The organism is Micromonospora inositola, assembly GCF_900090285.1.
Lineage (GTDB): Bacteria > Actinomycetota > Actinomycetes > Mycobacteriales > Micromonosporaceae > Micromonospora > Micromonospora inositola.
In genome coordinates this window covers 6,618,980-6,642,519 of record NZ_LT607754.1, presented here as the reverse complement: position 1 = coordinate 6,642,519, position 23,540 = coordinate 6,618,980, and the positions used below count along the sequence as shown (strand labels likewise).

General features: G+C 69.8%; 19 protein-coding genes and 2 pseudogenes. 16 read left to right on the top strand and 5 right to left on the bottom strand.

Going from position 1 to position 23,540, the window contains the following annotated elements; translation table 11 throughout:
* Positions 1 to 37: 37 nt before the first annotated feature.
* The gene (locus GA0070613_RS31540; protein WP_089015601.1) at positions 38 to 820 is read left to right on the top strand and encodes a 2-keto-4-pentenoate hydratase; all 783 of its coding nucleotides are present in this window, start codon (positions 38 to 40) and stop codon (positions 818 to 820) included.
* A 29-nt stretch (positions 821 to 849) separates the two neighbouring features.
* Here the strand turns inward: GA0070613_RS31540 and GA0070613_RS34120 are convergent, their stop codons facing one another.
* The gene (locus GA0070613_RS34120) at positions 850 to 978 is read right to left on the bottom strand and encodes a hypothetical protein (RefSeq protein ID WP_269459026.1); all 129 of its coding nucleotides are present in this window, start codon (positions 976 to 978) and stop codon (positions 850 to 852) included.
* A gap of 256 nt (positions 979 to 1,234) precedes the next feature.
* Between GA0070613_RS34120 and GA0070613_RS31535 the strand changes: the two are divergent.
* A pseudogene (locus GA0070613_RS31535) lies at positions 1,235 to 2,058 on the top strand (IS5 family transposase).
* 55 nt (positions 2,059 to 2,113) lie between these two features.
* Here GA0070613_RS31535 and GA0070613_RS31530 read toward each other — a convergent pair.
* Positions 2,114 to 3,439 (bottom strand): IS4 family transposase, encoded by a 1,326-nt coding sequence (locus GA0070613_RS31530; protein WP_231929389.1) that lies wholly within the window; start codon positions 3,437 to 3,439, stop codon positions 2,114 to 2,116.
* A gap of 314 nt (positions 3,440 to 3,753) precedes the next feature.
* Between GA0070613_RS31530 and GA0070613_RS31525 the strand changes: the two genes are divergently transcribed.
* Together GA0070613_RS31525 and GA0070613_RS32595 are read left to right on the top strand one after the other, a co-directional pair.
* Positions 3,754 to 4,893, top strand: a complete 1,140-nt coding sequence (locus GA0070613_RS31525) for an IS701 family transposase (RefSeq protein WP_157746654.1) — start codon at positions 3,754 to 3,756, stop codon at positions 4,891 to 4,893.
* Between the two features lie 397 nt (positions 4,894 to 5,290).
* Positions 5,291 to 5,874, top strand: a pseudogene (locus tag GA0070613_RS32595) (excinuclease ABC subunit UvrA); the annotation flags it as partial.
* A gap of 91 nt (positions 5,875 to 5,965) precedes the next feature.
* Here GA0070613_RS32595 and GA0070613_RS31510 read toward each other — a convergent pair.
* The gene (locus GA0070613_RS31510; RefSeq protein ID WP_089015599.1) at positions 5,966 to 6,661 is read right to left on the bottom strand and encodes a FadR/GntR family transcriptional regulator; all 696 of its coding nucleotides are present in this window, start codon (positions 6,659 to 6,661) and stop codon (positions 5,966 to 5,968) included.
* Positions 6,662 to 6,866: 205 nt separating this feature from the next.
* On the opposite strand from GA0070613_RS31510, the gene GA0070613_RS31505 reads away from it, so the two are divergent.
* The 3 genes from GA0070613_RS31505 to GA0070613_RS31495 all read left to right on the top strand — a co-directional run bounded on the left by GA0070613_RS31505 (position 6,867) and on the right by GA0070613_RS31495 (position 11,085).
* Positions 6,867 to 8,354, top strand: a complete 1,488-nt coding sequence (locus tag GA0070613_RS31505; RefSeq protein WP_231929606.1) for an acyl-CoA synthetase — start codon at positions 6,867 to 6,869, stop codon at positions 8,352 to 8,354.
* The gene (locus GA0070613_RS31500) at positions 8,347 to 9,807 is read left to right on the top strand and encodes a carboxyl transferase domain-containing protein (protein WP_172875935.1); all 1,461 of its coding nucleotides are present in this window, start codon (positions 8,347 to 8,349) and stop codon (positions 9,805 to 9,807) included. The genes GA0070613_RS31505 and GA0070613_RS31500 overlap by 8 nt, the downstream gene beginning before the upstream one ends.
* Positions 9,808 to 10,350: 543 nt before the next feature.
* Entirely contained in the window at positions 10,351 to 11,085 is a 735-nt protein-coding gene (locus GA0070613_RS31495) for an IclR family transcriptional regulator (protein WP_172875934.1), read from the top strand.
* Between the two features lie 40 nt (positions 11,086 to 11,125).
* Here the strand turns inward: GA0070613_RS31495 and GA0070613_RS31490 are convergent, their stop codons facing one another.
* Positions 11,126 to 12,145, bottom strand: a complete 1,020-nt coding sequence (locus GA0070613_RS31490; RefSeq protein WP_157746625.1) for an LLM class flavin-dependent oxidoreductase — start codon at positions 12,143 to 12,145, stop codon at positions 11,126 to 11,128.
* A gap of 1 nt (position 12,146) precedes the next feature.
* Positions 12,147 to 12,992, bottom strand: coding sequence for an alpha/beta fold hydrolase (locus GA0070613_RS31485; protein ID WP_157746624.1), 846 nt, complete (start codon positions 12,990 to 12,992; stop codon positions 12,147 to 12,149).
* Between the two features lie 428 nt (positions 12,993 to 13,420).
* On the opposite strand from GA0070613_RS31485, the gene GA0070613_RS31480 reads away from it, so the two are divergent.
* From GA0070613_RS31480 to GA0070613_RS31440, 9 genes are all read left to right on the top strand, one after another.
* Positions 13,421 to 14,542: an ABC transporter ATP-binding protein gene (locus GA0070613_RS31480; RefSeq protein ID WP_197699024.1), complete on the top strand. Its 1,122-nt coding sequence runs from the start codon at positions 13,421 to 13,423 to the stop codon at positions 14,540 to 14,542.
* A gap of 103 nt (positions 14,543 to 14,645) precedes the next feature.
* Positions 14,646 to 15,770 (top strand): ABC transporter substrate-binding protein, encoded by a 1,125-nt coding sequence (locus tag GA0070613_RS31475; protein ID WP_089015594.1) that lies wholly within the window; start codon positions 14,646 to 14,648, stop codon positions 15,768 to 15,770.
* A 34-nt stretch (positions 15,771 to 15,804) separates the two neighbouring features.
* A complete protein-coding gene (locus GA0070613_RS31470) occupies positions 15,805 to 17,106 on the top strand; it encodes an aromatic ring-hydroxylating oxygenase subunit alpha (RefSeq protein WP_089015593.1) in 1,302 nt (433 codons plus the stop codon).
* A complete protein-coding gene (locus GA0070613_RS31465) occupies positions 17,103 to 17,684 on the top strand; it encodes an aromatic-ring-hydroxylating dioxygenase subunit beta (RefSeq protein WP_089015592.1) in 582 nt (193 codons plus the stop codon). The genes GA0070613_RS31470 and GA0070613_RS31465 overlap by 4 nt, the downstream gene beginning before the upstream one ends.
* Before the next feature lie 45 nt (positions 17,685 to 17,729).
* Complete coding sequence (locus tag GA0070613_RS31460; protein ID WP_197699023.1) at positions 17,730 to 18,014, top strand: hypothetical protein; 285 nt, start codon at positions 17,730 to 17,732, stop codon at positions 18,012 to 18,014.
* Between the two features lie 7 nt (positions 18,015 to 18,021).
* Complete coding sequence (locus GA0070613_RS31455) at positions 18,022 to 19,737, top strand: ABC transporter permease (protein ID WP_089015590.1); 1,716 nt, start codon at positions 18,022 to 18,024, stop codon at positions 19,735 to 19,737.
* 16 nt (positions 19,738 to 19,753) lie between these two features.
* Positions 19,754 to 20,494 carry an SDR family NAD(P)-dependent oxidoreductase gene (locus GA0070613_RS31450; protein WP_157746623.1) on the top strand — a complete coding sequence of 247 codons (741 nt, stop codon included), beginning with the start codon at positions 19,754 to 19,756 and terminating at the stop codon, positions 20,492 to 20,494.
* 51 nt (positions 20,495 to 20,545) lie between these two features.
* Positions 20,546 to 21,343 (top strand): SDR family NAD(P)-dependent oxidoreductase, encoded by a 798-nt coding sequence (locus tag GA0070613_RS31445; RefSeq protein WP_331716711.1) that lies wholly within the window; start codon positions 20,546 to 20,548, stop codon positions 21,341 to 21,343.
* Positions 21,343 to 23,538, top strand: a complete 2,196-nt coding sequence (locus GA0070613_RS31440) for an MFS transporter (protein WP_089015587.1) — start codon at positions 21,343 to 21,345, stop codon at positions 23,536 to 23,538. The genes GA0070613_RS31445 and GA0070613_RS31440 overlap by 1 nt, the downstream gene beginning before the upstream one ends.
* Positions 23,539 to 23,540 lie beyond the last annotated feature (2 nt).

The window sequence follows — 23,540 nt, the reverse complement described above, 5'->3', positions numbered from 1 at the left end:
ACTCCCGCAGCATCCTGAACCTCTTGGAGTCCGTCTCATGAGCGCCGTCGACACTGCCATCACCCGGCTCGCAACCGCCGCCATCGAGCGTCGGCCCTGCGAGCCCGTCCGGGACGTGCTGCCGGTCGGTGACGTCGAAACCGCGTACGCCGTGCAGAGTGCGCTCATCGCCCGCCGCACCGCCGCCGGAGCCCGTAACGTCGGCCGCAAGATCGGGCTGACCAACCCGAAAGTGCAGGCCCAACTCGGCGTCGACCAGCCTGACTTCGGGGTGCTCCTGGACGACATGGCCTGCCCGCAGGACCAAGCGGTGGACATCACCCGTCTGCTCCAGCCGAAGATCGAAGCCGAGATTGCGTTCGTCCTCGACGCCGATCTCGACTCGGAATCGATCACCGACGCCGACGTGGCCGCCGCCACCGGATACGTCGTCGCCGCGCTGGAGATCGTGGACAGCCGAATCGACGGATGGGACATCAGCATCGTCGACACGATCGCCGACAACGCGTCCTCGGGCCTGTTCGTACTCGGCGATCAGCACGTCTCCCTCGATGGCCTCGATCTTGCCGCAGCGTCGATGACGATGGACAAGGACGGACAGCCAGCCACGACCGGCACCGGCGCCGACTGCCTGGGCAGCCCGCTGACCGCTGTCGCCTGGCTGGCCAACACCGCTCGCGCCTACGGCGCACCGCTACGCGCCGGCGACATCATCCTGTCCGGCGCGCTCGGACCCATGGTCACCGTCGAGCCAGACTCAACCTTCACCGCCGACATCACCGGTATCGGAGCCGTCACCGTGGCCTTCTCCCGGCCCTGACGCGCCGGGAGCACCTGCGGCGAGCCAGCTCACGCCAGGCGGCAACCCGCACTGAACCGCAGGGCCGGCGCCTCGGCTCGAGACGCGATCCCGGACTGATGGCGACGATCGACCAGCACGCGGCGGCGGTACGCGACGAACTCGGTGACGGTCTTCACGAAGACACCACGGCGACCTGCGCCGGTGTGGCTACTGACGGCCGAGAGCGGTCGAGTAGGAGCCGCATCTGGTAGGCGAGGCTGCGGGCTTGGCCGCGCGTCAGAGATGCGACAGACGACGCACCTGCTGAACATCGAGCACTAGGGCGTGTCTCCTGGATCTTGGGTGCAGATTCGGCTATCCACGTCTGTCGTGAGTGGGCGGTTTGAGCTGACTGAGGTCGAGTATGCGCGGATCGCGCCGTTGCTGCCGGCGATGACTCCGCAGCGTGGTGGGCGGTGGCGTGATCACCGGCAGGTGATCAACGGGATCGTGTTCCGGGTGCGGACCGGGGTGCCGTGGCGGGACGTCCCGGCACGGTATGGGCCGTGGAAGACGCTGTACAAGCGGTTCACCCGCTGGCAGGAGGACGGGACCTGGGCGCGGATCGAGGCGATGCTGCAGGCTGACGCGGACGCCGCGGGGGATCTGGACTGGCACGGCAACGCCGATTCCACGATCGTGCGTGCCCACCAGCATGCCGCCGGCGCGCGTAAAGGGGGCTGAGCAGCAGTGACGCAGCGCGACGGGAAGGACTCGGCAAGTCGCGCGGCGGGTGGACCACGAAGATCCACACGATCGGGGACGGTCGGGGCCGGAACCTGACCAGCCACCTGACCCCGGGCCAGGACCACGACACCCGCCAGTTGGTGCGACTGCTCGACGACGTGGCCGTGGCCCGCCCCGCCGGGATCGGCCGCCCACGCAAACGCCTCGATTCCCTCTCCGCGGACAAGGCCTACAGCTCGCGCGGCAACCGCCGTTCGCTGGGGGCCCGGCGCATCCCGCACGACATCCCAGAGAAGGACGATCAGAAGGCCAACCGGGCCCGGAGAGGATCACGTGGTGGCCGCCCGCCCACCTTCCGCCCGCACCGCTACCGGCAGCGCAACACCATCGAACGGCTGATGAACCGGCGCAAGCAGTTCCGCGCCGTGGCCACCAGGTACGACAAGCTCGCCTGCCGCTACCGAGCCACCGTGCAGATCGCCGACATCCTCATCTGGCTACGCGCGAAACCGGACCGCCCCAAGCCATGATCCGGGAGACACGGCCTAGTACCAACGCCGTTCAGTTAGGGCGGTGGTCGGCGTGTCAAGGGTCGGGGCTGATGATGTCGATGCTGGTGGTGGCTTTGTAGCTGTGTCGGTCGATGTTCGGGCCGCGGGCTTGGTATTTGGAGTTCGAGCGTTTGATCATGCGGGTCTTGGTGCGCAGGCGGCGTTCGGGTAGCAGGTTGGCCAGGATCTGAGCGCCGATGACGCCGACCAGGTCGATGACGGTCTCGGCGATGACGCCGGCGGCGTGCACGATCTGGTCACGGGCGGTGTTCAGGGCGGTGGTGAAGCTGGCCCGGTCGGGGTCGAGGCCGGGCTGGCTGTCGGTGGCGTCGGCCATGGCGGTGCGTAAGAGCTGGTAGACGATGAGCAGGGCGTGGATTTCCTGGTCGATGCCGTCGGGGGTGCGGGCGCGTAACACACGTCCGGCGAGGATCGAGGATTTCAGTTCGAGGTAGGCGGTCTCGATCTCCCAGCGTTCGTGGTAGATCCGGATCAACTCGGCGGCGGGATGAGTGTGTGGGTCGAGCAGGGTGGTGATCAGCCGGTAGTCGCCGGTGTGGGTGCCCGCGGTGGTGGTGATACTGATCCGGGCTTCGACGACCCGGACCGTGAGGGCGCCGATCTTGGACAGCCAGGATCCGTCGGGCAGGCGAGCGATCATCGCCAGACGACGGTTGGCTTTGCTGCGGATCAGCAGATGCGCGCCGGTCGCGGCGATGGTGGTCAGCAGGTCGGCGGCGGCGTAGTTGCGGTCGGCCAGCAGCAGCATTCCTGGCTGCAGGCTACGGGTCAGCGTCCGGGCCTGGTCGAGTTCACCGACGGTGACGGGGTCGAACACGGCATCGATCACCGAGCGGGTGCCGCAGGTCAGCAAGGCGCTCAACCGCAGCTGGGGGTACCCGGAACTACCGTTGGCGCAGCGATGCTTGGTGTATCGGCCGGTGTTCGCCGGCGAGTCCGCGACGACCAGGGTGGTGCCGTCGATCACCGTCAGCAGCAGACCTCGCCAGCGCACCTGCCTGGCGCTCGTAGCGGCAGGGCCGCGTAACAGGTCGAACAACGCGCGCACCGGTCGCGGGCCGAGGCGTTGCCGGGCCTGACGTAACGCGCTGCCGCTGGGCGAGGCGATCGGCAGGCCGCGCAGGCCGCTGGTGAGTTTCGACCACACCTGCCGGTAGCCGAGTTCGGCGAACAGGCATCCCGCGAGCAGCAGATACACCACGACCCGCGCCGGCAACAGCCGGACCCGCGACTGTGTACGCCCGGTCGCGACCAGAACATCATCGACCATCTCGAACGGCACCAGCCGGGTCAGCTCGCCCAGATGACCCGGCGCGAACACCCCTGCGGCTACCGTCACCGACCGGGATATGGCAATCTGATCTGCCAGCGGAGCTCCAGGTGTCAGGGCGTCTTAGAGTGACCACCCTCTATACCGGAGCTCCGCTGCTTTACGTCTCAGACACGCCTTGACACGCCGACCACCGACCTAACTGAACGGCGTTGGCACTAGTACTCCAGCCGCACTTTCAGGTTCGGAGTCTGCGCTGGTAGTGGCTGGTTCGGGCGCGGTATTGGTGCCGGCGCCGTCACGACGTCGATCGTACTATTTAGACTTCCGGACTCGTGTCTGTGGATCTTGTAGCGGGCTGGGTAGCGGGCCTGGACGACGTGATGGCGCGCATCGCGCGCCGGTTCGGACGCGTGGAACCGCGCCGCCGAGCCAGGGGTTACCTACTCGGACTGCTGTCGCCGCTGGCGGGCAAGAACAGCTGGACCATCGCCGAGGCCGCCGGCGACACCACTCCCGACGGGATTCAACGGCTGCTCAACAACTTCCGGTGGGATGCCGACGCGGTCCGCGATGATCTGCGCGACTACGTCGGTGAGCACCTTGGCGAGGCCGACGGTGTCCTGATCGTCGACGAGACCGGCTTCCTGAAGAAAGGTGTCAAGTCCGCCGGTGTGCAACGGCAGTACTCCGGCACCGCCGGACGGATCGAGAACTGCCAGCTCGGGATGTTCCTCGCCTACGCCAGCAGCAAAGGACGCGCCCTGATCGACCGGGAACTCTACCTGCCGCAACGCTGGTGCAACGATCCAGCACGGCGCAGCGAAGCCGGGATCGGCGAGCAGGTGACGTTCGCGACCAAACCCGCGCAGGGCCTGACCATGCTGACCCGGGCGCTGGACGCCGGGCTGCCAGCCAAGTGGGTCACCGCCGACGAGGCCTACGGCAAGGACAGCAAGTTCCGCGCCGCGCTGCAACGACGCCACGTCGGCTACGTCCTCGCCGTCGCCTGCAACCAGAGGATCCCCACCGAGACCGGCAGCTCCCGCGCCGACACCCTCGCCGCCCGCGCCCCGGATCCGGCCTGGAAGCGCCGCAGCTGCGGCGACGGCGTCAAAGGCCCCCGCCTCTACGACTGGGCCGTGGCGTCTCTGCCCGACACCGGCACCGCCGAGCACGGCTACCGCCGCTGGCTGCTGATCCGCCGCAGCATCACCGACCCCACCGAATTGGCCTACTACCTGTGCTACGGCCCCGCCGACACCACCGATGAGGAACTCATCCGCGTCGCCGGCACCAGGTCGGCGATCGAAGAATGCTTCCAAACCGCGAAGAACGAGGTCGGCCTCGACGACTACCAGGTACGCCGCTACGACGCCTGGTACCGCCACATCACTCTGGCCATGTGGGCGCACGCGTTCCTCGCCGTCACCGCCGCGGCCTCAAAAGGGGCAGCGACCCCGAAGGGGACAAGCTCATCCCCCTCACCCTCGGCGAGGTCCGACGTCTCCTGGCACATCTGATCACCACGAGCCGGCACCAAGATCATATCTGGCAGTGGTCCTGGTGGCGGCGCCGGCACCAATACCGCGCCCGAACCAGCCACTACCAGCGCAGACTCCGAACCTGAAAGTGCGGCTGGAGTACTAGGGTCCCGCGCATGACTGCCCTCCCCCCGCCTCCCCCCGGCTCGCCCACCTCCAACCCCCGCCGCACCTTGCCTCTGGCGATCGGCGCCGTCATCGCCGTCATCGCCATCGCAATCGCCGCGTACGCGCTGGGCCGGGGCGGCGCCGATCCGGCGCCCCGCGCCGCTGCGGCCACCAGCGCCTCGGCGGCTTCCGCCCTGACCGTGCGACCTGCTGCCATGCAGATCGAGTGCACGAACATCGACCGTGCACACAACGCGTGGGCCGGCCGGACGTGCTCAACATGCCGATCGAGGAGGGGGCGGAGTTCTTCGAGGCGATCCCGGCGATCCACCGGCACCTCAAGACGCTGGTTGACGTCGGCCTGGGCTACGTGCGGCTGGGCCAGCCGGCGCCGACGCTCTCCGGCGGCGAGGCGCAGCGGGTCAAGCTCGCCTTCGAGCTGCAGAAACGCTCCACCGGCCGCACGGTCTACGTGCTCGACGAGCCGACCACCGGTCTGCACTTCGAAGACATCCGCAAGCTGCTCAAGGTCCTCGAAACGCTGGTCGACAAGGGCAACACGGTCATCACCATCGAGCACAACCTCGACGTGATCAAGACGGCCGACTGGCTCATCGACATGGGGCCGGAGGGCGGCCACAAGGGCGGCACGGTCATCGCCACCGGCACGCCTGAAGAGCTCGCGGGGTGGCGGAGAGCCACACCGGGCAGTTCCTGCGCCCCGTGCTCGGGCTCGAGCCCGGGGCGACCGGCGCGGCAGCGGCGACGTCGCGGGCGGCGAAGGGCACCGGCGCAGCGAAGGCCGCCGGCGCGACGAAGCCGCCGGCGGAGCGAAGTCCAGCGGCGCGGCGAAGAAGCCGCGCGTCGGCGCCCGGCGCACGGCCAAGGCCGACGCCTAGCACGGTCGATGGAGCCCTGCTCATCACGCGAGTGACGGGGTGGGTCAGGGCTCCCATCCGAGGAGGCGAACGCGACTGACCGTGCGCACGTGCCGGCGCATGGCGGTGGCGGCGGCGCGCGGGTCGCCCTCGCGGATGGCGTCGGCGATGCGTTGATGCTGGGCGAGCGAGCGCAGCGGGCGGCCCGACTGCCGCAGCGACTCCTGCCGGCTTTCGGCGATCTGCTCCGCGATGGATCGCATGAACTGCGCGAGCAGGGAACTGCGCGCCGCGGCCGTCACCGCGGCGTGAAACCGCCGGTCGCCATCGAGACCGAGCTTGCCCGCATCGATCTGCTGGCGCATCTCCGACAGCGCCGCGTCGATCTCCGCCAGATCGTCCGCGGTGCGCCGCCGCGCCGCGAGTTCGGCCAGCTTGGTCTCGAGCGCCTCCCTCGCTTCCAGCACATCGGGCAACCGGCGCTTGCGGTCCACCAAGGTCTCCACCGGCTCGACCTGCAGACCGTTGCCGCGCAGGTAGGTCCCGCCCCCGTGGCGCACGTCGACCAGCCCTTGCACCTCGAGCACGACGATCGCCTGCTTGATCGACACGCGGCTGACGCCCAGGCGCGCGGCCAACTCACGCTCCGGCGGCAGACGGTTGCCGGCCCCCAGCCCCTGCTCCGTCACGTATTGCCGCAGCTGCTCCACGACCTGCTCGTAGAGCCTCTGCCGGCTGACCGGTCGCAGCACCTCGGACACGCAACCTCCGCTTCGACCGTGGCCTCTCAGCGTACTGATCGGGCGAGCCACCGCGCGTGAGCTCTTGACACCCCACGATCGTAGACGGCAAAGTGGCTAGTCCAGTAGTCCATTATGCCACTCGTCCCCAGCCAGGAGCGTCCGGTGATTCCCGCCAACCGCTCCGCGCCCGGCGCGTCGGCTGATCAACCGTGGAGGCGACCCGGTGAGCGATAGCCCTCCTTACCTGCTGCCGGCCCTGGCGGAATTGGGCGACCGCCCGGCCGTGCTCTTCGGCGACCGCGAGCTGTCCTACCGCGAGTTGGCGGCTGCGGCGCAGGCCGTGTCGACCCGCGTGTCGTCGGCCGAGCGGGTCGCGGTCTGGGCGACATCCACGCTGGAGACCGTCGTCGGTGTGGTGGGGGCGCTCCTCGCCGGCGTCCCGGTCGTGCCGCTGAATCCACGCGCGGGCGAGCGGGAGTTGCTGCACATCCTGGCCGACGCGGACCCGGACCTGGTGTTGCACGGGGCCGGCGACGATCTCCCGGCGGCGGTGCGGGAGCGTCCGGGTTTCCTTGTGGACCCGTCGGTGCGCGACGTTCCCGGCGCGGCGACGCCGATCGCCGAGCCAGCTCCGGAAAGCCCCGCGGTCATCGTCTACACCTCGGGCACGACCGGGCCGCCCAAGGGAGTGGTCCTGCCCCGGCGGGCCATCGCCACCAACCTCGACGCGCTGGCGCAGGCATGGAAATGGACCGGGGACGACGTCGTGGCGCACGCGTTGCCGCTCTTCCACGTACACGGGTTGATCCTCGGCGTCCTCGGTCCGCTGCGGCGCGGCGGCACGGTGTATCACCTCGGCCGGCTCTCGGCGGCCGCGGTCGCCCAGGCGCTGCGCGGCCGGGCCACCGTCCTGTTCGGCGTACCCACCATGTACCACCGGCTGGCCGAGGAGGCGACGGCCGACCCGGCGATCGCCCAGGCGCTCGCCGGCGCCCGCCTGCTGGTGTCCGGCTCGGCCGCGTTGGCCGAGGTCGACCACGAGCGCATCGCGAAAGCGACCGGTCAGCGCGTGGTCGAGCGATACGGCCTGACGGAGACCGTGATGAACTGCGCGGTGCGCGCCGACGGGGAGCGCCGGGCCGGGACGGTCGGGCTGCCGCTGGACGGCGTCGAGATCAAGCTGGTCGACGACGACGGGCAGGCCATCCTCGCGAGCGACGACGAGACCATCGGTGAGATCGCGGTCCGTGGGCCGAACCTGTTCCTGGGTTACCTCAACCGGCCCGACGCGACGGCCGAGGTGATGCGGGACGGCTGGTTCCACACCGGAGACCTGGCGACCAGGGCTGCCGACGGCTACCTGCGCATCGTCGGGCGGCGCGCCACCGATCTCATCAAGAGCGGCGGTTTCAAGATCGGGGCGGGTGAGATCGAAAACGTGCTGCTCGAGCATCCCGGCGTCGCTGAGGCCGCGGTGACCGGCGCACCGGATCCCGACCTGGGCGAGCGGGTGGTGGCCTGGATCGTGCCGGCGGAGGGGCGTCGGCCCGAACCGGACGAGCTGGCCGAGCGCGTCGCGCGCCAGCTGACGCCGCACAAGCGGCCGCGCGAGTTCCACTACCTGGATCGGCTGCCCCGAAACGACATGGGCAAGGTGATGAAGCGGGCGCTGCGCCGGCCGGAGGCGGGCGACGAGGTACGCGGTGGCTAGTGGGCCGGCCGACCACCCTTTCGGGGCGCGCGCCGCGATCTCCCTGGTCGCCGCCGGATTCGAACCCCTACCAGCGGTTGCTGACGCCGCCGACGACGGCGATGGCCCACTGGACTGGCCGGGCTACGCGCGCGACCGCGCTCGGGCGCGCACAGACAGCGGCGAGGACGAATCCGTGCTCTGTGGCACCGCGCGCATCGGCGCGCACGCCGTCGTCGTCATCTCGTTCGACTTCCGCTACATCGGCGGGTCGGTCGGTGAGCGTGCCGGCGCACTGATCTGCCAGGCGCTCGCCGAGGCCCGCCGTCGGCACTGCCCGGTCGTGTCGCTGATCGCCACGGGCGGCAGCCGGATGCAGGAGGGAATGCGTTCGCTGCGGCAACTGCAGCGCATCGCCGCGGAGTGCGCGCGCAACGCCGAGATCGGCGTCCCGCATGTCGCCGTGCTTCGCAACCCCACCGCCGGGGGACTGTGGGCGTCGCTCGGCGCCGGCGCCGACGTCGTCGTCGCGCTCCAGGGCGCCACGGTGGCCTTCGCCGGACGGCGGGTGCGCGGCGACCTCCACGACACCGATGATTTCCGAGCCGAGGGCAAGTACGGTACGGGGCAGGTCGACCTGTTGGTGAGTCCCGCGGATGCGCGTGGCGTCGTGACCGATCTGGTCGACCTGCTCGCTCCGGCGGCCGGCCGGCGCCGTGCCGGCGGCGTTCCGGCCCCGGTCCCGCGCGCGCTGGGCCGCACCGATCTGCCCCCGGACGGCTGGTCGGCGGTGCGGCGTGCACGCGACGCGGACCGGCCACGCGCGCGTGCCTACCTCGACGACTACTTCGACGTACGGGTGGCGATCAGCGGTGACCGTGCCGGTGGCGTGGACACCGGAATGCTGTGCGGCATCGGTCGCCGCGACGGCCGCACGGTGGCGTACGCGGCGCAAACCGGAACGGCCAACACGCCTGCCGGGTTCCGCACCGCGACCCGGCTCGTCCACCTCGCCGACCGGCTCGGCATTCCGGTGCTCACCCTCATCGACACGCCCGGAGCGGCGAACGACGAGTCGGCCGAGCGGGCGGGTGTCGGTCCCGCGATCGCCGGGCTCTTCGCCGCGATCGCCGGTGCCCGGGTGCCGGTGACGACTCTCGTGATCGGAGAGGGCGGGTCGGGCGGAGCGCTCGCGCTCGCCTCTCCCGACCGGCTGTGGATCACCCCGGACGGTTATTTCTCGGTGATCGCGCCGCACGCCGCAGCCGCGATCCTCAAGCGCGCCGAAACCGACGCGCCGGCGCTCGCCGCGCAGTTCCGGCTGCGCCCGCAAGATCTCCTCGAAGACGCACTGGTACGCGGCATCGCCGGCGCAACCGTCGTTTGCCCGACGAGATCGGAGAGTCGGAGCGTCACGGGAACGAGCCACGTCCCCGGCCTCCCCGATAAGACCGTCGTCGCTTCCACGTATTGACCAGGACGTCTCAGAATCCAATTCCCTCAATTGCTTGCCGATAGCGCGCGGCGTTGTCTTGCGCCGCCCGCCCGATATCGACCACCCGACGCTTCGGCGTTCCCGGCCCATTGATCGATGGATCCCGCTGCTGCCGGGAGCCCCTCTCCGCCGCGCTCCTCATTGTGGCCGGTTTGGCGGTCGCATGCCTGCTCCGAAGCGTTGGTCGTGCTCGTGAGCCGCGGCGCGGGCCCCGTTCCACTCAATGGGACGGCCCACCGCTTGTAACCTCCGCGAAACCTTGACGATCTTTGTGGACGCCCCTAGCCTGAGGCTCACCAGTAGCTGCTGGATCGGGTCGTCATCCCGAAATTACCGACAGAGTTGTGCGCACGAGGTGCCGGATCCCAAAGGTGGCCAGCAGATCGCTAGGAGCGCGTTCCGATGTCTCATTCACTGGCACAAACCGAAACGCCGATCCCGCCGTCGCGAGTCTGCAACGGGAGAGGACTGAGTAGCTCGCCGGGGGGCGTCGACGAGCGGCCCAATGAACGGTCCGTTCTGGTGCGAGCCGCGCAGCTGCTCAGCTCCTTCGGCAGTGACCGGCCCGTGATGACGTTGGCCGAGCTCGTGAGCGAGTCCGCGATGCCGAAGTCGACGGTGCATCGGCTCGCGGAGCAGTTGGTGCTGCTGGGTTGGCTGGAGAGGGATCCGAACGGTTACCGGATCGGCATCCGGCTGTTCGAAATCGGTGGCCTGGCCGATCGCTACAAGATTCTGCGCGACTGCGCGATGCCGCATTTGCACGCGCTCAGCGCGCGCACCGGACTCGCGGTTCAGCTCGGTGTGCTACACGAAACAAATGTCGTTTACCTCGAGCGGATCCTCGTTCGCGGGTTCCAACTGCCGACGAGGCAGGGCGGGCGAATGCCGGCGTATTGCACGGCGCTGGGGAAGGCCCTGCTGGCCTTCGGTTCCGCGGCGGACGTCGAGCGACTCATGTCCGTGACCCTGACGGCATTCACGCGGAACACGATGGCGAGTCCGAATGCGCTCCTGCGTGAACTGGCTCAGGCGCGGCAGGCCGGATATGCGCAGGATCGTGAGGAGGCCTACGCCGGCGTCTCCTGCATTTCGGTCCCGCTCAGAGGCTCCGGCCGCGCCGTGGCCGCCTTCTCCCTCTGCGGCAGACCCTCACAGGTCTCGGTCAGCGAGCACCTACCCCAGATGGAGAGAGTGGCCGCCGCCGTCTGGGCCGACGTCATTGGCCACGGCAGTCAGCCCGGTTCGTTCAGCTGACCGTGACGACCCCTCGCTCCACTCCTGCCTCCCGTTGCCGTCAGTCGCGCGGCGTACGCAGATGCGGAAGCACCTCCGAGGTGAGCAGGTCGATGGTCCGCAGTGAGTCCGCCATCGTCATGCCGGCCCAGTTGACGCGGAGGATGAGGTGGTCGGCGCCGACGCGCTCGACGATGCGGCCGAGGTCGTCGAGACACTGGGCGGGGGAGCCCACGACGAAGCGACCCCGTGCCAGCTCCTCGTACGGCGCTTCGAAGTCACGGTCGGTTCGCGGCAGCGCCTTGTCCTGCCCCCACCCGGTGTAGCTCTTGTACTTCTCCCCGAGGTGTGCGGCGGCCAGTCGCGCGGCGGTCGCCGAGTCGGGCGCGCAGATCGCCTCCCGCACGATGGGTGTCGTGGTCGGCGCCGGGAGTCCCGCTTCCTCCCGCGCGTGCAGGAACAGCTCGTGCTGCCGCGCGATCGTCGGCAGCGTCGCGTGCGGGTTGATCAGCCACGCGTCGCCCACCCGGGCAGCGCGTCGCACGGCGGCGTCGCTGTTGGCCGCGATCCACACCGGGGGGTGCGGACGCTGGATCGGCGGAAGCGTCAGCTGCACCTGGTTGATCCGGCACCATGGCAGGTCCACGTCGACGGGGTCGCCGGACCAGAGCTGCTTCACCACCGACAGGTTTTCCTCGAAGCGGCGTACGCCGTCGGATCGATCGAGCCCGAAGGCCTGGTACTCGACATCCCGGTAGCCGAGCCCGGCGCTGTAGACGAACCGGCCACCGCTCAGCACGTCCAGGTTGGCTGTCTCCTCCGCGACGGCGACCGGGTTCTGCAGGGACAGGAGCTGGATGCAGGTGCCGAGCGTCATGCCGTGCGCCTCAGCGGCGAAGCGCGCCAGCAGCGGCACGGGCTGCATGCCGGCGAGCCCCGTCTGCAGGTAGTGCTGACCGGCCCACACGGAGTCCCAGCCGCCGTCGCGGGCGTGCCGGACCATCTCCAGGTGACCGTGCATGATCGCCTGGATGTCCTCGCCGGGGTGGTGCTGCGTGGTGAGCAGTAGTCCGAAGCGCATTCTACACCGTCCCCGCGCTCTGGCGCGCCCGCGCGCTCTCTCCGGCGTCCCCATAGCCGCGGAGAAACGCCGTGAGCTGGCTTTCGAACATGTCGGCCTGCTCGACCTGCACCCAGTGTCCGCACCCGCTGACGACCACCGACACCACGTCCGGGATCAGCGCGGCCATGGCGTACGTGTGGTCGACCGGGATCACCTTGTCCTCGCGTCCGTGGACGATGAGGGTGCGAACCGCCAGGCTCCGGAGGTCGTCGTCGCTGAGCGGGAGATCGTTCGCTCCCGGATAGGAGAACATCCGGCGGTAGTGCTCGTGCTCACCCGGCCGCGTGCTCGCCTCGTAGCGCCGGGTGACCACCTCGTCGGTGACGACGGCGGGGTCGACGACGAAGTAGTCGGTCAGCAGCGAGCGCATGTTCTCCAGCGACGGCTCGTAGCCACGGACCTTCCCCAGCCCGGCGGCCGGCGGCACGGAGGGCGCCCGGACCCCCATGAGCGTCAACGACCGCACCAGGTGGGGCGTCGCTCCGGCGAGGGTCAACGCGATGCGGCCACCCATCGAGTTGCCGACCAGGTGGGCCGAGCCGAGATCGAGTGCCGACATGAACCCACGAATGCTCTCCGCCCAGCCACGGGCGTCGTACTGGAAGCCCTCCGGACGGTCGCTGTCACCGAAACCGACGACGTCCGGCGCGATCGCCCGGAATCCCCGGTCGGCGAGGACGTCGAGCGTCCGCGACCAGTTTTCGGCCGCCGAGACACCTGGCCCGGAGCCGTGCAGCAGGATGACCGGCTCGCCGGTGCCCGCGTCGTGGTAGTTGATCGAGACGCCGTCGACTGAGACCTTCATGCACTCTCCCGGGCTCGTAGGGCTGCGGAGCACGACCGTGCTCACTCCGTTCGTCGCACGAGCGACTATGCGAGTCATCCCGCGCTCGCGGCAATGCGCTCGTTCCACTGAACGGCATCCAGCCGGGGGCGGATCCGGAACGTTCTCCCGCCCGTCCCGTTCATCGGAACGCGGTCGTTGACGGCGCATCTTCCTGCCGAGAGCTTTAGCGGAAGCTACCGACTCGGTCGCATGACCGGGACGGCCAACCGGGTCAGACAATGCGCACCAGGTCAGAGGGAGCTTAGATGGAGACGGCAACCCGCAACGCGACCGACGGCGCCATGCCATCGTTGACCGCCCCCACCGCGCAAGCACCGGGCGCGACGGGCCGGGTCCTGTCCATCTCGCACCTGACCAAGCTCTACCCGGGCACGACGACCCCGGCGATGGACGACGTCAGCTTCGACGTGTCCGACGGCGAGTTCGTGAGCCTGCTGGGCCCGAGCGGGTGCGGCAAGACCACGACGCTGAAAACGATCGCCGGACTGGAGCGCCCCACCTCCGGCTCCATCCGCGTCGGCGACTGGGCCCTCTCCACCGACGATCAGTGGACGCCCGTGCACCGACGTCCGTTCGGGATGGTGTTCCAGAGCTACGCGCTCTGGCCCCACATGACGGTGGCGCAGAACGTCGGCTATCCGCTGAAGGCCAGGCGTGTTTCCAAGGGTGAGATCCGCGACCGCGTCATGCGCGCGCTGGCCCGCGTGCAGATGGAGGACTTCGCGGACCGGTCGCCCACGCGCCTCAGCGGTGGTCAGCAGCAGCGCGTGGCCATCGCCCGCGCCATCGTGCACGAGCCGCGGATCCTGCTGCTGGACGAACCGCTGAGCAACCTCGACGCCGGGCTCCGCAGACAGATGCGGCTCGACCTAAGGCGCCTTCAGCAGGAGCTGCAGATGACCGCCGTGTATGTCACCCACGACCAGGTCGAGGCCTGCGCCCTCTCCGACCGCGTCATCGTGATGAACGCCGGACGGATCGTCGCAGAAGGATCCCCGCAGGACGTGTACGAGCGCCCCCGCAGCGAGTTCGTCGCCTCCTTCATGGGCGCCGCCAACTTCCTCGACGGGCGCGTCGAGCGCGTCACCGACGGGTCGGGTGAGGTCGAGCTCCACGGCGCGCACGGGACCATCGGCCGGCTGCGTGCCACCGCGCCCGGTGACGACGTCGCGCCGGACGACACGTGTCGGGTGCTCGTCCGGCCGGAGCATGTGGCGCTGCAGGTCGACGTCGAACCGGATGCGGCGACGAACGGGTCGCGCGACGTCGACGGGTTGGTCGGCGCGGTCGAGAGCGTGACCTTCCTCGGCGAGCAGTGGGAGATCACGGTCGACGTGGGCGGGGAGAAGCTCACCGTCCACGCCCAGCAGCGGGGTCTCGTCGACGTCGGGTCCCTCGTCAGGATCACGGTGTTGCCCCAGTTCGTCCGGCTGCTGCGGGAAAACCGACCCCCGGCCCAGCCCTCGGGGCCGCAGAGCCAGGGCGGCGTATCCACAAAGGTCGCATGATCCCGGGCCGCTTGCGTCACAAGCGGTCACCCAGGTCCTCGAGCCGCGATGGTCGCGGCTCCCGCCGCACACATCCCCGAGCATTTACGTCCCAGGAGGCACCATGAGCATATTCCCCGTACGGGCCGTGGTCGCGAACCGCAGGCGCGCCGCCGCTCTCGTCCTGGCGGTTGTTCTGGCGGGCGCGCTCGCCGCCTGCGGTGACGACGCCAAGTCCGGTGCGGGCTCGGCGGGCACATCCAGCCAGGCCGACGACTTCGGTCTGGGGGCGGACGTCCTCGCCAAGGCCCGTGACGAGGGGTCGGTGAACCACGTCGGCTCGACGCTGAACCCCGACATCGCCAAGCAGATGCAAAACATCATGAAGGACCGGTACGGCATCAAGCTCAGCATCACGCCGCTGCGCGCCGCCGAGACGCTCGAGCGCCTGCGCGCCGAGCAGCGGGCGGGCAACCGGACGGTCGACACCGTGGGCCTGGGCGTGCAGTACGGCGAGATCATGAAGAAGGAAGGACTCTCGGAGGCGTTCAAGCCGACGGGCTTCCCCGGTTTCCTGACGAAGGCGGCGGAGTTCGACGAGGACGGTTTCTGGTATCCCTTCCAGCTCACCCTGTACGGCGTCGCGGTGAACAAATCCAAGCTCGACCCGAGCAAGGTCTCGGACTGGTGGTCCCTGGCGGACGGGTCGATCACGGAGCCCGTCATCTTCGCGGACCCGTTGCTCGGCAGTGGCGGCTTCACCTGGGCCGTCGCGATGGAGGGCGAGGAGAAGTACGGCGCCTCCTACCTGAACACCCTCGGCGAACGCTCCAACGTGCAGCTGGGGCCGGTACACGCGGACAACGTGGCGCGGCTCGTGCGGGGCGACGTCGCGGCGTACTTCCCGTTCGGGGCGTTCAGCATCGGTGAGATCAAGGGCAGCGGTAGGGACCGGGTTGAGCTCGTCTTCCCCGGCGGAAAGCCGTACATCGGGCCGGCCAACCTCTCGATGACGAAGGGTGCGCCGCACGCGAACGCCGCGAAGGTCTGGATGTCGTTCCTGATGTCCGAAGAGGGCCAGACGCTCGTCGCCAAGGGCGGCCTGACGCCGGCGCGCAGCAACATCAAGGTGCCCGACCCGAAGTCCGACATGGCTCACTACACCGAGGTCATCGAGACGCGGTTGGACAACGTGATCGCCAACCACGAGCAGGTCGAGGCCTTCTCGCAGAAGTACTTCGGCCGGTGAGCCGCCGCAAACGGGTGACAGGAGGGGAACGCGCATGACCGTCTCCGCGGAAACTGGTGTCAACAAGCGGATTGATTTCGAGGACCTGGTCCGCCATGACCGGGTGCACGGCCGGGTCTACTACGACGAGGAGATCTTCCGCCGCGAGGTCGAGCAGATCTGGCGCAAGGAGTGGGTCTTCGCCTGCCACGACAGCGAGATCGCACAGCCGGGCGACTACGTGACGCGGCTGGTCTCTCTCGTCCCGCTCGTGATCACGCGGGACGAGGACGGCGACATCCACGCCATGATCAACCGGTGTCCGCACCGGGGCAACGTCCTGTGCATGCGCGACTCCGGCAGCGCCCAGGTGTTCCGTTGCGCCTACCACGGCTGGACCTTCAACAACGGTGGGAAGCTTCTGGGCCGGACGTTCCGCGCCGGTTACGCCCCGGGATACGGCAAGGAGGGCGAGGAGCTCAACCTCGTCCCGGTGCCGAGGCTAGAGACGTACCGGGGGTTCGTCTTCGTGAATTTCTCGCCCGAGGGGCCGTCGCTGATCGAGACCCTCGGCGCCGCGGTGCCGCACCTGGACCGCTATGTCGACCGCTCCCCGACGGGTGAGATCGACATAGTCGGGGTCGAGAAGATGGTGATCAGAGCCAACTGGAAGATGCCGCTGGAGAACTCGGTCGACGACTACCACGCCGGCTTCGTCCACCGTGGCATCTGGGACATGGACGAGGACCTGCGAAAGGTCTGGTATTCGACGGAGGATGCCGACTCCGAGGCCGTCAACATCGATCTCGGCAACGGGCACACCGCGATGGACTTCGGCAGCGGCATCCGAACCGTCGGAGGCGGTGTCACGGAATCCGTCGTACCGGACGAGGTCCAGCGCGAGTACGAGGACTCGTTGCGGCGCCGGCTTGGGGAGGAAGGCGCGAACGCGGTCCTCAAGCAGGCCGTTCCGCACATGATGGTCTTCCCCAACCTGTTCATGCTCCAGAACGATCTGCGCATCATCACGCCGGTCGGGGTGCGGACGACCCATTACTACCACTACGTCTTCAACCTGCGCGGCGCCGATCCGCTCATCAACCGCGCGCGGCTGCGCCGGCACGAGGTGAGCTACGGGCCGGCCGGGATGGTCCTCCAGGACGACATCGAGGTGTTCGAGCGCAACCAGGCCGGGATCGAGTCCCGGATCGGGTCCGGCGAGGAGTGGCTCGACCTCAGTCGCGGCCTGCACCGGGAGAGCACGAACTCCCTCGGGCAGCCGACCGGACGCACGAAGGACGAGATCGCCCAGCGCGCGATCTGGAAGCACTACAAGGACAGGATGACGCAGTCATGAGCGATGCGGCGACCATGGCAGCAGCCGGCAGCACTATCGGCGTCCGCGCGTCGGGCGGGCGGGCGCCGCGGCGGGACGAGATCGAGGACTTCCTGTACGCCGAGGCGTCGTTGCTCGACACCCACCAGTACCGCGAGTGGTTCTCGCTCTGCACCGACGACGTCGTCTACTGGGTCCCCGCCGGCGGACAGGCCCCGGATCCCGAGGACCAGGTGTCGCTCATCTACGACAGTTGCGTGCGCCTCGACCGTCGGATCGAGCGGCTCGCCGGCGACTGGGTCTTTTCGCAGGACCCCTACACGCAGATGAGCCGGGCCGTGACGAACGTCCAGCCCGGCCTGGGCAGCAGCACATGGGTTCCGGACGCCGCGGCCGGGGACTTTCCGGTGCGGTGCCGGTTCGAGGTCACCGAACTGCGTCGGCACCATCACGTGCAGTGGGTCGGGACGGCCGAGTATCGGCTCCGCGCGAACGACCCCGCCGCTGATGACCCGCTGCGTCGGTTCCGCATCTCCTACAAGAAGGTGACGCTGATCAACCGGAACGAGGAACTCCCCGTCATCGCCTTCATCCTCTAGGTCCGGGTCATGGCGTCGAATGCAGGACCAGAAGGGAGCCGGTTCGTGGAGGACGGCTTTGTCATCGACAACGAGTTCGCTGCCGTGCGCGTGACATGCGACCGGCAGGGCAACTCGCCGCGGTTGAAGATCACCGATCTGCGATCGGGCAAGAGCGGCTGGCTGGACGCCTTGGAGCTGGAGACGCTCGCTTGGCTGCGACACGAGGAGATCGCGCACCTGGTGGACCCGAGCGCTTCCCGGTGGGCGGACGGGCGCGACGAGCACGTCGTGCTCGAACCGGGTCCGCGGGTGCGGTTCGGAGCGCCGCCGGCGGAGCGGGTGAGGTGACGGAGAAATGACGGTCACGGTCGAGCGACCCAGCGACGAGAGCGTCCAGGCGGCCAGGTGGCAGCGCCGTGACAAGGCAACGAAAGCCGTTGTCCTAACCGCGCTGGTGCTCGGGATCGGGATCCTGCTGTACCCGGTGGTGATGGCGCTCGCGGGCAGCGTCCTGGCGGGCGCGCCCGGATCGGACGACGTCGCGTTCTCCCTGCAGGGATGGCGGGCCGCCTACGCCGACGAGCGGACGTATCAGGCGTGGAGCGACAGCCTGCAGATCGGCGGCGCGACGATGGCGATCGCCGCGTCCCTGGGAACACTGCTCGCGTGGCTGGTCAGCCGGACCAACACCCCCGGGCGGGAGTTGTTCCGGACGGCGCTGATGCTGCCGCTCTTCATCCCGACCGTCCTCATCGGCCTGGCGTGGACCATCGGCGTCGGGTCGGTGAAGCGACTCACCGAGAACGTCCCGGTCCTGTCCTCGGTGATCCCGGAGAGCTACTCGTTCACCGGCGTCATCGTGACGCTGTCCATCGTCGTCGTGCCGCTCGTCTACCTCTTGATGCTGCCGGCGTTCGACGCGATGGACTCCACCCTCGAGGACGCGGCGGCGGCGAACGGCATCCCTCCGTGGCGGACGGCGCTGAAGATCACGGTGCCGCTGGCGGCCCCGGCCTTCATCAGCGCCGCGATTCTGGCAGGGGTCCGGGTGCTGGAGACGCTCGACATCCCGTTGATGATCGGCCGGCCGGCCGGCGTCGAGGTCTTCGCGACGCGGATGTACCAGACCCTCTTCAACGCCCCGGTGCCGAACTACGGCAAGGCGACCGCGCTCGGCGTCAGCCTGGCCGCGGTGGCGGCCGTCCTCGTGCTGCTCGGCGGCGTCTACGTCAACCGCCGGTCCTTCGTGACGGTGGCGGGCAAGGGTGCCGCGAGCCGTCTGGTCAACCTGGGCCGATGGCGGTTCCTGGCGGCCGGCGTCTGCTGGCTGTACCTGACGATCGGCTCGATCGTGCCGGTCGCGATCGTGGTCTACGGATCCTTCGAAGGCTACGTGGGCATCTGGGACGGCAGCCTCACGCTGGAGCACTGGCAGACCGCGTTCGAGGACGAGGTGTTCTGGCGGTCGATCGGCAACACGCTGCTCCTCGCTTTCCTCGGGGCGGTGATCATGACGCTCCTCGGCGCGTCGGCCGCCTACGGGATCGTCCGCAGCCAGAGCCGCATGCGCTTCGTCCTGGAAGGCCTGACCTGGGTCCCGTGGGCGATACCCGGGGTGCTGCTCGCGCTCGGCACCCTGTGGGGCTACTCCTTCGTCGGCGGCCTGTACGGCACCCGGTGGTTGCTGCTCGTCGCCTACGTGACGATCTACACGCCGCTCGCGGTCCGGCAGTTCTCCTCGGCGTTCCTCCAGCTGGATCCCGCTCTGGAGTACGCCGGTTGGGTCAGCGGTTCATCGAAGCTCGTCACGTTCTGGCGACTGATCCGGCCCTTGCTCCTGCAGACGACCCTCGCGTCGCTGCTGCTGAGCTTCGTTCTGTGCGTTCGCGAGGTGTCGCTGTCGGCCTTCCTCGTCTCGCCCGGCAACGAGGTGCTCGGCGTACGAACGCTGGAGAGCTGGACCCGCGGCGGCGCGTCCGAAGCGGCCGTCTACGGCGTCTGCATGCTGCTCATCTCGGGTGTCGCGCTGGCCGTGTACGGGCTGCTGTCGCGCCGGACACGACGGTTCTGAGGAGAAGGAGATCCCCGTGAGGCACGTGATCGTGAGCGGTGGGACGTCCGGCATCGGCCTGGCCACCGTGCGGCTGCTGCTCGAGCGCGGGTGGCGTGTGTCGACGTTCGGTGTCCGGGCCGAGTCGGTGGCCGCGGCGCGAAGCACCCTCGGCGCGACCGACCGTTGCCGCGTCGGCCAGGTCGACATGTCCGACGCCGACGCGGTCACGTCGTTCGTCGCGAAGGCCTGCGAACAGTTCGGCACGCCGTGGGGGCTGGTGAACAACGCGGCGGTGCGGCACCACGGCGACTTCTTCGACACGGAGCTGGACGTCTGGGACGCGACCTTCGCCACGAACGTCCGTGGGCTCTTCGTCCTGACCCGGGCGGTGGCCCCGCGGATGCGGGACGCGGGGGGCGGCAGCGTCGTCAACCTCGCCTCGGGCTCGGGCTACGGCAGGCCGAATCTCTTCGCGTACTGCGCGTCCAAGGGCGCCGTGCTGTCGATGACGAAGGCCATGGCGCTCGATGTGGCGGCGGCGAACATCCGGGTGAACGCCGTGCTGCCGGGCTCGACGTACAGCGAGATGGTGAACGGGCTCGAAGGCCGGGCCAAGCTGGAGTTCGAGCAGCGGGCGGCGCGCAACAACGTGATGGGCCGGCCCAATGACCCGCAGGAGGTCGCCGAGGCGATCGCCTGGGTGCTCTCCGACGAGGCGCGGACCGTCTCGGGCACGGTGCTCGAGGTCGGCACGTTGCCCCGCTACTCGAACTGACCGCTCGCACGCGGCGGTCGCCGCGTCGCGAGCCTGGAGAAGAGGTGTCAAGTGGACCTGGGGTTATCTGGCCGGACGGCACTCGTGACCGGCGGAAGCCGCGGCATCGGGATGGCTGTCGCACGGCGGTTCCTCCGCGAGGGCGCCGCAGTGGTGATCTGTGCCCGTGACGCGGGGCGCCTCGCGCAGGCGTCGGCCCGGCTGATCGAGGAGACAGGGGGATCGGTCGAGGCCGTCCCGGCCGACGTCTCGCACGAGGGTGCCCTCGACGCGGTCGTCGAGCGGGCCACGGAGCGCTTCGGTGGCGTCCACATCCTCGTCAACAACGCCGGCCGCACCTCGGGGTCCGATCCCGAGAGCTTCGACGCGGTGGACGAGCGTCTGATCGTCCGCGACTTCGAGGAGAAGCACCTCGGCTACCTGCGGGCCGCGCGGGCGGTGCGGCCGTACATGCAGTCGCAGGGCTGGGGACGGATCGTCAACGTGACCGGCATGGCCGCCCGTCTCGCCGGACCCATCAGCGCCGGCGCGCGGAACGCCGCGGTCGTGCACCTGACCCGGTCGATGGCCTTCGCGCTCGGCCGGTCGGGGGTGACGGTGAACGCGGTGAGCCCGGGGATCACGGCGACCGAGCGGCTCGACGACCTCCTCGGTCTCGACGCGCAGCGGCGGGGTGTCTCCCCGGTGCAGGCTCGGGCCGACATGGAGGCGCAGACCGCGCTCGGCAAGGTCGTCTCGACCGACGAGGTGGCCGACGCGATCGTCTTCCTCTGCTCCGAGCTGGCCTCCGGCATCACCGGAGAGCACCTCGCGGTCAGCGCGGGGCGGGGCCAGGGCGTGCACTACTAGTGGTCTCCCCGTCGAGCGTCGCGTCCAGGCCGTTCGGCTCGACAGGCACGACGTCTTTCGCCCTGTTCCTGCTGACGACCTGCGTCACGCCCTTCCTCTTCGTCGGCAGCCACGGGCCGTCCCTGCGTGCGGAGTTCGGCTGGAGCCTGTCGAGCGTAGGCCTCTCGATCTCCGTCTTCTTCCTCGTCTCGGCCGTGTCCGCGATACCGGCCGGCATGCTGGTCGAGCGGTTCGGGGTCTCGGCCACGGCGCGCATCGCCGTCACCGGCAGCGCGTTGGTCCTGCTGTCGGTCGCGCTCCTGCCCGGCAACGCGCCCTGGTGGGCCCTGACCCTCCTGCTCGGCGCGGCCGGCGTGTTCCTCGCGCTCGGCCAGACGACGTCGAGCGCCCTGCTCGCGTACGGCGTGCGTCCGGTCCGGCAGGGCGTCGCCTTCGGCATCCGGCAGGTCGCGATCCCGTTCGCCACCCTCATCGCCGGCGGCACCGTGGTGTTCGTCGACCGCGGATCGTGGCGAGCCGCGTTCGTGCTCGGCGTGCTGCCGGGCGCAGTCATGCTGGCCTACCTCCAGTGCCGGCGCGACCGGTTGCCGTCGGGGGACCCGGACGCGCGAGCCGGCCGCGAGCATCGCTCGCCGGCGCGGGTCGCCGGGCTCCGCGTGCTGGGCCTCGCCGCGGCCGCCGCCGGGTCGGCCGGTGCGGCGATCGGCGCCTTCTACGTCGAAGCGCTGCGGGCCACCGGCTTCACGGCGGCACAGGCGGGGGCGTGGCTGATCGTCGGCAGCGTGGTGGGGATCCTGGCGCGACCCGCCTGGGGCCTGCTCGCGGACCGGCTCACCGACCACGCGCGGCTGCTCGCCTGGCTCATGGGCCTCGGCGCACTCGGCGTCGTCGCGCTCGGGGTGCAGACGAGCACTCCGGTCCTCGCCGTCGGGACGATGCTGGCGTTCGCGTGCGGCTGGGGGTGGACGGGGACGCTCAACCTGGTCGCGGTCCGGTCCAGCCCGACCGCGCCGGCGGCCGCGAGCGGACTGGTCTCGACCGGCAACTTCGTCGGCAGCGCGATCGGGCCGGTCGTCTTCGCCGCGCTCGCGAGCCGCCACTCGTACCGGGTCGCGTGGCTCGCCTGCGGCGTCCTGCTGGGCGTGGGCGTGGTCCTGGCCGGCGTGTCCCGGCGCATGCTGCGGGCCGTCGGTTCGCCGGAGCCCGCGCCCACCCATCCACCCGACCCTCGCGTCGAGTGCCGACCCGAAGGAGCAGACATGACGTGGAGCATCTGGCTGGAGCACCTGCGGACGGGACAGGTGCGATACCTGTCGGCCGGCGGGGTGCGGACGCGGTGCCTCGAGGCGGGAGACGAGAACGCGCCGGCGGTCGTGTTCCTGCACGGCACGGGCGGGCACGCCGAGGCTTTCGTGCGAAACCTGGAGCCGTTCGCCGAGGCCGGTTACCGTGCGGTCGCGATCGACATGCTCGGGCACGGCCTCACGGACAAGCCCACGGGGTGCGGCTACGACCTCGACGACTACGCGCGGCACCTGCTCGCGCTGATGGACCAGCTCGGACCGCGTCCGGTGCACCTGGTCGGCGAGTCGCTCGGCGGCGGCGTCGCGATGCGGGCGGCGATCCTGGCGCCGCACCGCGTGGCCACCGTCGTCACGGTGGTCGGCGGCGGACTCGGGCCGGTGCCGGCGACGCCCGAGGAGGAGCGCGGCTGGAGCCGGATGCTCGAGCTCTCGGAGAAGGCGTACGACGCGATGGACCACGCGGCGTGGACCGCGCGGATGCAGTGGCTCGTGCACGACCCGGCCGACATGCCCGACGAGATGATCCGGACCAGGATGGTCATCTACGACAACCCCCGGATGCGCGAGGCGGCCGCCGACATCTACCGGGGCGTCGCGAACATGGTCTACCGGAAGCGCCCGGGCATGCTCCTCCCCGGCGACCTGCGGAGCTTCCCGGTCCCGGTCTTCTACTACTGGACCGACCACAACCCGACGACGCCCGCCCGGGTCGCGGCGGCCGCGCACGAACTCACGCCGGTGTCCGAATACGACGTGCTCGACGGCTGTGGCCACTGGCCGCAATTCGAGAAGCCGGACGCGTTCAACGCGCGCGTTCTGCGGTTCCTCCGCGGCCACCCGGCGGATGGGGCGGCGCCGGTGACCCAGGCGTCGGGCGCGGCATCCTGCTGAGC